At 59.9% G+C, this 10,209-nt stretch carries 10 protein-coding genes; 3 read left to right on the top strand and 7 right to left on the bottom strand.

Going from position 1 to position 10,209, the window contains the following annotated elements:
• Both lpdA and AC6RA8_RS10835 read left to right on the top strand, forming a co-directional pair.
• Positions 1-1,200 (top strand): dihydrolipoyl dehydrogenase (gene lpdA, locus AC6RA8_RS10840; protein ID WP_500352751.1); only part of this gene is annotated, 1,200 nt, incomplete at its 5' end.
• Between the two features lie 294 nt (positions 1,201-1,494).
• Positions 1,495-1,995, top strand: coding sequence for a fasciclin domain-containing protein (locus AC6RA8_RS10835; RefSeq protein ID WP_189370879.1), 501 nt, complete (start codon positions 1,495-1,497; stop codon positions 1,993-1,995).
• 64 nt (positions 1,996-2,059) lie between these two features.
• Here AC6RA8_RS10835 and AC6RA8_RS10830 read toward each other — a convergent pair whose 3' ends face one another.
• Genes AC6RA8_RS10830 through AC6RA8_RS10815 form a run of 4 tightly spaced genes read right to left on the bottom strand, consistent with a single transcriptional unit; the run spans position 2,060 to position 4,956 of the window.
• Positions 2,060-2,662: a pyridoxamine 5'-phosphate oxidase family protein gene (locus AC6RA8_RS10830; protein WP_500352749.1), complete on the bottom strand. Its 603-nt coding sequence runs from the start codon at positions 2,660-2,662 to the stop codon at positions 2,060-2,062.
• On the bottom strand, positions 2,649-3,377 hold the full coding sequence (locus tag AC6RA8_RS10825) for a lysophospholipid acyltransferase family protein (RefSeq protein WP_500352748.1): 729 nt from the start codon (positions 3,375-3,377) through the stop codon (positions 2,649-2,651). The genes AC6RA8_RS10830 and AC6RA8_RS10825 overlap by 14 nt, the downstream gene beginning before the upstream one ends.
• Positions 3,377-4,282, bottom strand: a complete 906-nt coding sequence (locus AC6RA8_RS10820; protein ID WP_500352746.1) for a cell division protein FtsX — start codon at positions 4,280-4,282, stop codon at positions 3,377-3,379. The genes AC6RA8_RS10825 and AC6RA8_RS10820 overlap by 1 nt, the downstream gene beginning before the upstream one ends.
• On the bottom strand, positions 4,279-4,956 hold the full coding sequence (locus AC6RA8_RS10815; protein ID WP_500352744.1) for a cell division ATP-binding protein FtsE: 678 nt from the start codon (positions 4,954-4,956) through the stop codon (positions 4,279-4,281). The genes AC6RA8_RS10820 and AC6RA8_RS10815 overlap by 4 nt, the downstream gene beginning before the upstream one ends.
• A gap of 147 nt (positions 4,957-5,103) precedes the next feature.
• Here AC6RA8_RS10815 and AC6RA8_RS10810 point away from each other — a divergent pair, with 147 nt between their 5' ends.
• Positions 5,104-5,916 (top strand): zinc-ribbon domain-containing protein, encoded by an 813-nt coding sequence (locus AC6RA8_RS10810; RefSeq protein ID WP_500352743.1) that lies wholly within the window; start codon positions 5,104-5,106, stop codon positions 5,914-5,916.
• 3 nt (positions 5,917-5,919) lie between these two features.
• On the opposite strand, the gene AC6RA8_RS10805 is transcribed toward AC6RA8_RS10810, so the two are convergent.
• The 3 genes from AC6RA8_RS10805 to AC6RA8_RS10795 all read right to left on the bottom strand — a co-directional run bounded on the left by AC6RA8_RS10805 (position 5,920) and on the right by AC6RA8_RS10795 (position 10,208).
• Positions 5,920-8,520 carry a TIGR02302 family protein gene (locus AC6RA8_RS10805; RefSeq protein WP_500352741.1) on the bottom strand — a complete coding sequence of 867 codons (2,601 nt, stop codon included), beginning with the start codon at positions 8,518-8,520 and terminating at the stop codon, positions 5,920-5,922.
• 67 nt (positions 8,521-8,587) lie between these two features.
• Entirely contained in the window at positions 8,588-9,853 is a 1,266-nt protein-coding gene (lysA, locus tag AC6RA8_RS10800; RefSeq protein WP_500352740.1) for a diaminopimelate decarboxylase, read from the bottom strand.
• A gap of 37 nt (positions 9,854-9,890) precedes the next feature.
• Positions 9,891-10,208 (bottom strand): DUF2834 domain-containing protein, encoded by a 318-nt coding sequence (locus tag AC6RA8_RS10795; RefSeq protein WP_500352738.1) that lies wholly within the window; start codon positions 10,206-10,208, stop codon positions 9,891-9,893.
• Position 10,209 lies beyond the last annotated feature (1 nt).

Below are 10,209 nucleotides of genomic sequence, written 5' to 3'. Positions count from 1 at the left end.
GAACACAACTTTGCCGCCATGGGTCTCAAGGGCAAAAGCCCGTCGGTCGATTGGAAGCAGATGTTGCAATACAAGACCGACACGATCGGTCAGAACACCAAGGGTGTCGAATTCTTGTTCAAAAAGAACAAGGTAGATTGGCTCAAGGGCTGGGGCAGCATCCCCGAGGCCGGCAAGGTCAAGGTGAGCGACGAGGTTCACGAAGCCAAGAACATCATCATCGCCTCCGGGTCCGATGTCGCCACACTGCCGGGCGTCGAGATCGACGAAAAAATTGTGGTCAGCTCAACTGGCGCGCTGGAGCTGGGCAAGGTGCCCAAGAAGATGGTGGTGATCGGTGCGGGCGTGATCGGGCTTGAACTTGGCTCGGTCTACAAACGTCTCGGTTCCGAAGTGCAAGTGATCGAATTCCTGGACGCGGTTACGCCCGGTATGGATGCCGAGGTTCAGCGCCAGTTCCAGAAAATCATGACCAAACAGGGTCTGGGTTTCACCATGGGCGCCGCTGTTCAAAAGGTCGACGTCGCCAAGAACAAGGCCAAAGTTCACTACAAGTTACGCAAGGATGACAGCGAACACGAGGTTGACGCAGACGTGGTTCTAGTCGCCACAGGCCGCAAGCCCTATACCGATGGGCTGGGTCTGGACGCGCTGGGGATCAAGATGACGGAGCGGGGCCAGATCGCGGTGGATGCACATTGGCAGACCAACATCCCCGGCATCTACGCCATCGGTGACGTGATCGAGGGGCCAATGCTCGCCCACAAGGCCGAGGATGAAGGCATGGCCGCCGCCGATCAGGTGGCGGGCAAGCATGGGCACGTGAATTACGGTGTCATCCCCGGCGTGATCTACACCCACCCCGAGGTCGCCAATGTAGGCGCAACTGAAGAGATGCTGAAAGCCGAAGGGCGCAAGTACAAGGCGGGCAAGTTCAGCTTTATGGGCAACGGGCGCGCCAAGGCAAACTTTGCCGCAGACGGGTTTGTCAAAATCCTTGCCGACGCCGAAACCGACCGTATTCTTGGGGCACATATCATTGGTCCAAGCGCGGGTGACCTGATCCACGAGGTCTGCGTGGCGATGGAGTTCGGCGCATCGGCCGAAGATCTGGCCCTGACCTGTCACGCCCACCCCACCTACTCTGAGGCGGTGCGCGAGGCGGCGCTGGCTTGTGGCCTTGGGGCGATTCACAGCTGAGTTCGGAGCCACGAGCGCGCATGCAAGAGGGTCGGTTTTAGGGAACCGGCCCTTTTCATTTGGGTCGACTCGCGATCACAGGACCGGATCACACGTCCAGAGATTTACAGCAAAAGCATGAAACTGGCGACCATCCGCCACCGAACGGAGCCGGCTTCGGAGCAAATCCGCTGCATGGCGCGTTCGCGCCGAATTTAACGATGTCCGTCATTTCCTTTTTGGCAAACCACGCTCTTTGATAAGACAGCCCATTGGGCCAGATTGATTATTGCCAAACGACAAGAGGACATCATCATGGATCGTCGCAGCACTTTGAAACTGATCGGGGGCGGCGCTGCCCTGTTGACACTGGCCGCATGCGCGCAACCGCAAGACCCGGACATCGTCGATATCGCGGCTGGCGATCCGAACTTCTCAACACTCGTCGCTGCGGTACAGGCAGCAGGATTGGTTGATACGCTGAAAGGTCCCGGCCCCTTCACGGTCTTCGCGCCTACAAATGATGCATTCGCCGCACTGCCTGCAGGCACGGTCGACAACTTGCTCTTGCCGGAAAACAAAGATCAATTGGTCAATATCCTCACCTACCACGTTGTACCGGGCCAGATCACGGCGGGTGACGTGCTTGGCACGCGCCAGAATGTGACAACCGTGCAAGGCGGTACATTGGATGTGAACGGGATCGTCGGCAAGTTCGGGTCAGGCGTAAAAGTGAATGATGCCAATGTCATTCAGCCGGACATCTTTGCGTCGAACGGTGTGATCCACGCCATTGACGCAGTGCTTCTGCCTTAAAACGGGTCCGAGCAGAGCCGGAAACTGGCAGCGTTTCCGGCACGTTTTCTGTATCAGAAGACGGCTACCACATGGTCCGGGCTGCGCGCTCGGGCCATGCCGCATCATAAGATGCCCCGCCTTCGTCCCCTTCGGACACTTCTGCAAGGATTTCCCCTGGGGTCGGCAGGCCCTCGGCATCGTTGCTTGCCCACAGTCCCGCGCGGATCACAGCGCGCGCGCATTGGGTGTAAACCTCACCTACGCGGATCACGATGACGGTGGCCGGATGCCGCCCCTTTTGCTCGAACCGCTGCCGCAACCCTTCGTCCGCTGTCAGCCGCGCCTGACCATTCACACGCACAACCGTATTCGAACCAGCCACCATGAACATCAAGGATACGCGGCCGTCTTCGACGATGTTGCGCAGGCTATCGAGCCGCTGGTTCCCGCGCCAGTCCGGAAGCGCCAGTGTTTTGGGATCAAGCTGAAGTACAACAGGTCCATCATCACCGCGCGGGCTGCCATCGGTGCCGTCCGGTCCAACCGTCGTAAGAACAACAAAGCGTGACGCTGCAATCCACTTGGCGTAGAGCGGCGTCAGATGGTCTGCCACCTTGCGCAATGATGGTTGCCCTGGCGTTCCGTAAAGCGCTTCAAGCGCCGCAATGTCTTCAATGAACTCCATTGGGCTCAAACCCTCCTTCGCGCATCAGCGCGTCTGACCTGGCTTCGACGGTTTCCTCAATTTCGGTCATGAACACATCGCGCGTCATGCCCTTGGGCATCACCGGCAGAAACTCCACAATCGCAGTACCGGGCTTGCGTGAGATTCCCTTGCGCGGCCAGAACAGACCGACATTTGTTGCGACCGGGACGCATGGCTGATCAAGCTGTTCGTACAGAATGGCGGTTCCGACTTTGTAAGGGGCCTTGACGCCCGGTGCCACGCGCGTGCCTTGCGAATAGATGATCAACTGCCCTGGGTTGGCACGACCTGCCTCTACATCCCGCACCATCTTGGCAATCGCCGCTCCGCGCTTGCCGCGTGCCACTGGAACGCACCCCAGCCGTTTTGCGTAGATGCCAATGATCGGCGCATAGAGCAGTTCGCGCTTCATGATAAACTTGGCTGCGGGCAAGGCATGAAAGATCAGCATGATGTCCAGAAAGGATTGGTGCTTGGATGCGATCAGCACCTCGCCCTGCGGGACATCGCCGCGCACCTCACCCTTGATGCCCACCATCCAACCCATGGTCCAGAACACCCACCTGCAATAGGTCTTGCAGGCCGCATAGGCCCCATTGCGGCTGAAGATGGCGTAGGGGGCAAACACGATGCCGAGCACCAGCATGGCGACGTAAATCTGGCCCACAAACAGGGCTGAACGGATCATCTGCATTATGTGAGGGTCCTTAGGGCGCGGCTGGCCGCATAGGCCGTGGCGAACAAGGCAACTGCCGCGCAAACGAGGGGCAAAAAGACGGGCACCAACCATCCTGCGCCGGTAAAACCAAGCCCAGTGAGGAAGCCGGGTGTGTCTCCACCCGAAGGCATGAGCCATACAGCGATCACGCCGATGATGGCACCCACGGCAGAGCCAATCAGGGCCCGCAGCGTAAAGCGCCTCACAAAGGCATTCGCAATATAGCTATCTGTCGCTCCTACGAGTCGGAGTACGGCAATGACCTGTGCATTGGCAGCCAGTGCGGCGTTGGCGGCCAGTGTCACCATGGCGGCTACAGCCCCAACGATCAGCAAAGCCACCGTCCACCCAAGAAGGCGCATCCGCCGTGCAGCGGACACAAGGGGTTCGCGCCAACGGCCATGATCATCCAGAACGGCACCCGGTACCTCCACCGCCAGACGCAAGCGCAGGCCTGTGGCGTCGAACCCCTGATCTGTTGCTTCGATCTGGATCAGCCGGGGGATCGGGAGCGTGTCCAACGGCAGGTCCTGCCCAAACCACGGCGCCAGCAGAGCCTGCTGTTCTTCATCTGTCAGGGCATGCGCCGCCGCGATGCCCGGTGTTGTAGACAGCACCTGCAACGCAGCAGCGGTCTGGATCGCCCGTTGATCTTCCGGTGCTACGATACGAATGGTTGCCGTGCGCGCTAGTTCCTGCCCCCACCGGTCGGCCAATCGGCCGGACGCCAATGACAGGGCAAGCGCAAACACGGCCAGAAAGGCCATCGCGCCCGAAACAAACAGAGTCAGTTGCGCTGTAAAGCCTGTTGGCGGGACAACCCGGTCCGCATGCCGATCACCCACCAGAAGAGCGCGCAAAGTGTTCCGGCCAAAAGTCACAGGTCGGCCCCCGCAAGCTGCACCCGCCGGTTCGAGATACGAAGGACGCGCGCCTGTACCTGTGCCTTGGCTGCGCGGATCAGGGACAGATCGTGCGTGGCCAACAGCACTGTTTTGCCCATCCTGTTCAACTCGATCAGCAATGTCAGCAAGCGTTGCGACATCTCCCAATCGACGTTGCCAGTGGGTTCATCCGCGAGCACGACGTCGGGTGACATGATTACGGCACGAGCCAGCGCCGCACGTTGACGCTCTCCCCCCGACAACTCGGGCGGCATCGCATCCGCCCGGTGGGTCAACCCAACCCATGCCATAAGCTCTGTCAGATCACCGTTCGCCGCTTCGGCTTGCCGCCCTGACACAGTCAAAGGCAGGGCGACGTTGTCGGATACGTTCAAATGATCCAGAAACTGCACGTCCTGATGCACCACTCCGACCTTGCGTCGGATCGTCGCCACGTCATCGCGTTCAAGGCTGCGCACATCACGCTCGAACAAGCGCACATGTCCTGCCGTGGGTAGCAACGCCCCATAACACAGCTTGAGAAGCGTGGTCTTGCCCGCGCCAGAGGGGCCCGTCAGAAAATGAAAAGACCCAGGTGCCAGCTTGACCGATATATCGGACAGCAGTTCACCCCCACCATAGCTGTAGGCTACATTTTCCAGCTCGATCACGCGTGCCCTCGCCCCTTTGGCACCTGTTGTGCCTCAGCACCATGCCGGATTCAATCTGAATGCTCCGACAGCGGTGGTCGCACTTATGTCTTTTCTGAAAAATTCCTACAACATATGGTGACAAGTAAAACCGAGGCAGGACCCAAAATGCGGCTGATATGTCCCAATTGCGATGCCCAATACGAGGTTGTCGATGACGTGATCCCTTCCGAGGGACGCGATGTGCAGTGTTCGAACTGTGGCCAGACCTGGTTTCAGCATCATCCCGACCACGCGCCAGAGGAACCGGAAGAGGCGGAGGCACCTGCCGATCTGAGCCCGTCCGATGATGAACCTGTCGAGGACGAAGAACGCGCAGACGCGCCCGAACCGCAGCGGCGCGAACTGGATTCGTCGGTCGCCGACATTCTGCGCCAGGAAGCAGAGATCGAAGCACAAGCCCGCGCGTCCGATGCCGAAGCGCTGGAAAGCCAACCTGACCTCGGTCTCGACAGCGCTGAAACGGATGCAGATCGCCGCGCCCGGGAAGCGCGCGAACGGATGGCGCGGATGCGTGGCGAAGAAGGGCCTCCAGAACAGGTATCGGAAGCGGCGGCGACGGCGGCCGCTATCGGGTCCCGCCGTGACCTGCTGCCGGATATAGAGGAAATCAACTCGACTCTTCGGTCGACCGGTGACCGGCAGGCTGCGCCTGCGGCCGATGCGCCAACCGACACGGCAGAAGCTGCACCACGCAAATCCGGTTTCCGTCGTGGTTTTTCACTGATGATCCTGCTCGCGGTGATCCTTGGCGCGATTTATGTCTTTGCACCGGATATCGCCCGGTCTGTTCCTCAAGCCGACCCATTCCTCAGTGCGTATGTGGCGCAGGTGGACAGCGCGCGGGTTTGGCTGGATGGACAGGTTGCAGCGGGGCTGACCTGGCTCGACAATCTGACGGCACCAGCAGAAGAAAACTGAGCCTTAGAACCGATCCAGCAGACGCTTGAGGTAGTCCAGTTCCACGTCAGGACGTTCGCCATCGCCGGATCGGCGGCGAATTTCGTCCAGCAGATCGCGGGCGCGGCGGTACACGTCCTCGCCCTGCAGCAACCCTTCCTCGGTACCCACAGAACCATTTGCCCCCGGATCACGGCCCAAGGGATCACGTGCTTCGGCCCGGCGGTCGCTTTCGCTGGTGCCCTGTCCTTGCTGCGCGTTCTGCTGTTCCTGCTGCATCGCTTCGCCCAGCGCGCGCATACCTTCGCGTAGCGCTTCCATGGCCTGTGACTGATTGTCGATGGCCTCTGCGAAATCCCGTTGGCGCAAGGCCTCTTCCGCGCCGTCCATGGCGCGGCCTGCACGATCCAATGCATCGCGCGCGTCATCGCCCTCAGGCGTGCCAGCGCCAGGCAAGTTGCCCTGCTGCCGACGCAGTTCATCTCGCAGCGCCTGCTGACGATCAGCAAGGGACCCTTCAGACTGTCCCTCGGCCTGCTCATTGCCGTCTCCGCCGCCTTCTTCAGTGCCCTGCTCGCCCTGGCCTTCGCCGCCTTGGCTGTGCTGGTTGCCCCGGCCCTGGCCGCCATCACGACCTTCATTGCCCTGACTTTCACCAGTCTGCGCATTCGGATTGAACTGCTCTTGCAGGTCGCGGAAGGCCTGATCACTCAAGCCCTGTTGTTCGCGCAAGGTTTCGGCCAAACCTTCCATGGCCTGTTCCCCCGGGCTTTGGCCTTCGCCGCCTTGCCCTTGGGTGACCTGCATGTTTTCCAACATCTCCTGCAACTCGCGCAGGGCCTGTTCAGCTTCGGCCATGCGGCCCTGCTCCATAAGCTCCTGAATGCGGTCCATCATGCGTTGGATGTCGTCCTGCGTCATTTGCATCTGGTTTTGGGGCTGACCGCGCGGGTTCTCGTCGTTTTCCTGCCGATCCAGCTCTGCCTGACGGGACAGTTGCTGCATGTAGTCATCGGTTGCCCGACGCAACTCTTGCATCAGCTCCTCGATCTCCGCCTGGCTGGCGCCATCGCGCATGGCCTGTTCCAGACGTTCTCGGGCACGGCGCAAACGCTCCAAAGCGTCCGACAAATCCCCTTCCTCGATCCCGAGGGCAAGGTCCCACATATCGCGCGCAACATCTTCCTGTTGCTCGTCCGTCAGACCGTAGCTTGCCAGTGTTTCAAGACGCGTGATGACGCGGCGCAGGCGCAGTTGATCCACCTCGCGGCGGAACACGTCGTCCGGACGGTGGGCCACGGCGCGCAGTATCTGCGCAACGCGGGCGCTGTTGTCTTTCGACCACAAAAGATCGCGGCGTTGTTCAATGATGGAGGCAGCCATCGGATCAAAGAACCGCCGTCCAGGCAGGACCATCTTGAACGGTTCGGTTTCAGACTGCTGTTCTGCAGCATCAAGGGCAGTCATAACAACCGTCATAGGCAAGTTGGCCCAAGGATGTTCAGAGAAATCCTCGACCAATGCTTCCTCAAACTCAGCCCGGTTGCCCGTGAACGGCATTGGTAATGAGGCGGTGATTTCAGGACGTTGCTGGGGCGCGATGCTCAGGCCGTGGCGCCGGTCCACTTCATCCAGGTCCAAGAAGAAACGGGCCTCGCCCGCCTCAACCCCGTAATCGTCAGATGCACCAAAGGGCAGTGTCATCTCGCCAAGCGCGGTTGCCTCCGGGGCTCCTAAAACGGCGATGGCAGGAGGGACATCAGGTAAGACGGTCACCCCCCACGTCCGCCCACCTGGTCCGTTGATCGCAATCTCGCCCGACTGGACAACAGTGAAATCCTGTTCGGGGTCCGAAGCCGGGGGCACTTCGCCAATACGGCCCGATACCGTTTCTGCAACGGTCAACGCGCCAACCTCGCCATAGAGGCGCAAGGTGATCAGTGATCCCGCAGGTACTTCAAGAGGTCCCTCGGGGATGTCGTTCAGATAGACAGTGGGGCGTCCGGTATAGCGAGGGCTCTCCGCCCACCCTTCCCAGACAGGGCCAGCGGCCAATCCGTTACCTGCACCCGGTGTCATTTCAGTCACCGACCCAACGCGCCAGATGGATCCAAAGATCAGTGCAACGGCAAAGATTAGAACCGCAACATAACGCAATGCATATGGATCGCGGCGCGCAATGCGTAGATCGGCAGGCACCGGTTGCGCTGCAGCCGCACGTTCCGCCATGCGCGCCTGGTGTGCCCGCCACACGGCCGTCGACGCGGCATCATCGTCTCCGATTGCCTGCTCATCCATCAATGCCTGAATGGGACGACCCGGTAACGTTTCATCCAATCTGACCAAAGCGGCTTCCCGCGTTGGGATGCGGAACCGGCGTAACGCATAGATCAACGCGCCAATGCCAGCCAGCGCCGCAACGACACCGAGGAACCAAACCAATTCCACCATGACCGTGTCTTGTAGACCCAGCATCAGTATCGCCAAAACCGCCAGCACGACGGTAGCCAGCGGCCATGTCGCTTGCCAGAAGGCCTCGGCAAACATACCAGCGCGGGTCAACGCCAGCGGCCAGCGCAACGCTTTCAGCCCATGCCGAACGTCATGCCTGGAAAAACTTGCCATTCATCGCGTCCCTTGCCGGTGTCTCGGCGCACCATAGCGCCAACAGCCTCAATGGACCCTGAACGCGTCAGAGCCACTCAGGAATGGTATCGCGATTTATCATTTCGTCAAAGGTCGGGCGTGCGCGGATCACCGCGTATTGATCACCATTGACCAAAACTTCTGGGATCAACGGCCTTGTATTGTACTCACTGCTCATGACCGCGCCATAGGCGCCCGCCGATCGGAAGGCGACAAGGTCTCCGGCTGCAAGGGGCGGCATCATGCGCTGTTTGGCGAACGTGTCCCCGGATTCGCAGACTGGGCCGACGATATCATAAGGAGCCTGCTCGGTCCCCGGAGCGGGGTCGATTACAGGAACGATGTCGTGATGTGCCTCGTACATCGCTGGACGGATCAGGTCGTTCATCGCCCCATCAAGGATCAGGAAATCACGGCCCTCACCAGATTTCACATAGATAACCTCTGACACCATCAATCCCGCATTGCCCGCAATCAGGCGACCAGGTTCAATCTCGACCTCGCAGCCCAGATGGCCCACTGTGCGCTTGATCAGCGCGCCATAGTCGGTGGGCAGCGGTGGTGCTTCGTTTGACCGGGCATACGGAATGCCCAAACCACCACCAAGATCCAGGCGGCGGATATCGTGCCCGTCCTCGCGCAGTTGCACGGTTAACTCGGCCACCTTCTGATAGGCCAGTTCGAACGGGGTCAAATCGGTCAACTGGCTGCCGATATGCACATCGATCCCAATGACCTCGATGTGGTCCATCGCGCCTGCCATGGCATAAACTTCGCGCGCGCGAGCAATGGGAATACCAAATTTGTTCTCGGATTTGCCGGTCGCGATTTTGGCATGGGTCTTGGCATCCACATCCGGGTTCACCCGGATGGTGATGGGGGCAACAACACCAACCTCGCCCGCGACACGGTTCAGCACCTCCATCTCGGGCTCGGATTCCACGTTGAATTGGCGAATACCGCCCGTCAGGGCCATGCGAATTTCATCTGCCGTCTTACCCACGCCGGAAAAAACGATCTTGTTTCCGGGCACGCCCGCAGCCTTGGCCCGCGCATATTCACCACCCGACACCACGTCCATGCCAGCGCCAGCTTGTGCAAGGGTCTTGAGGATCGCCTGATTGCTGGCCGCCTTCATGGCGTAGCACACCAGATGCTCCATCCCGTCCAGCGCATCATCAAACAACGTGAAGTGACGCAGCAAGGTCGCTGTCGAATAGACGTAAAACGGCGTGCCCACGGTGGCGGCAATCTCGGCCACCGGGACATCCTCGGCGTGCAGCACGCCATCACGATACAGAAAATGATCCATAGGAAGCGCCTTTAGCGGGCGCGGGCGCCGGGATCAATCAGGTGACGGAACGCGACCGCAAAAAGAGGTAAAGCGGCAGACCGCAACTGACGCCAATGCAGAATGTTGCAGGAATAGCGACAAGCGCGATCCAATTTCGGCGCACCGCCACTTCCGAAATGATCCACAACGTCAGGGCGAGGGCCGCAATGGTCAGATCCCAAACCAGCCCGCTTGTGGCGGCATTCACATGCCATGCATCAACCATGGCCATCAGATCCCAGGTGTTGGTCTGAAACCAGGTGACGAAATAGTACATCGGATGGATGGCCCCCCAAATGGCAAGGCCAAGGTAGATCATGCGAATGGGCGCCATG

The sequence above is a fragment of the Tateyamaria sp. genome, assembly GCF_059783535.1.
Note: the sequence above shows the minus strand (reverse complement) of the source record. Positions and strands in the feature narration are given on the sequence as shown.

Coding starts and splice junctions, on each gene's coding strand:
- AC6RA8_RS10830 (WP_500352749.1), bottom strand. CDS start 2,662: ATGGAGTTCATTGAAGACATTGCGGCGCTTGAAGCGCTTTACGGAACG.
- AC6RA8_RS10835 (WP_189370879.1), top strand. CDS start 1,495: ATGGATCGTCGCAGCACTTTGAAACTGATCGGGGGCGGCGCTGCCCTG.
- lysA (WP_500352740.1), bottom strand. CDS start 9,853: ATGGATCATTTTCTGTATCGTGATGGCGTGCTGCACGCCGAGGATGTC.
- AC6RA8_RS10805 (WP_500352741.1), bottom strand. CDS start 8,520: ATGGCAAGTTTTTCCAGGCATGACGTTCGGCATGGGCTGAAAGCGTTG.
- AC6RA8_RS10810 (WP_500352743.1), top strand. CDS start 5,104: ATGCGGCTGATATGTCCCAATTGCGATGCCCAATACGAGGTTGTCGAT.
- AC6RA8_RS10825 (WP_500352748.1), bottom strand. CDS start 3,377: ATGCAGATGATCCGTTCAGCCCTGTTTGTGGGCCAGATTTACGTCGCC.
- AC6RA8_RS10795 (WP_500352738.1), bottom strand. CDS start 10,208: ATGGCGCCCATTCGCATGATCTACCTTGGCCTTGCCATTTGGGGGGCC.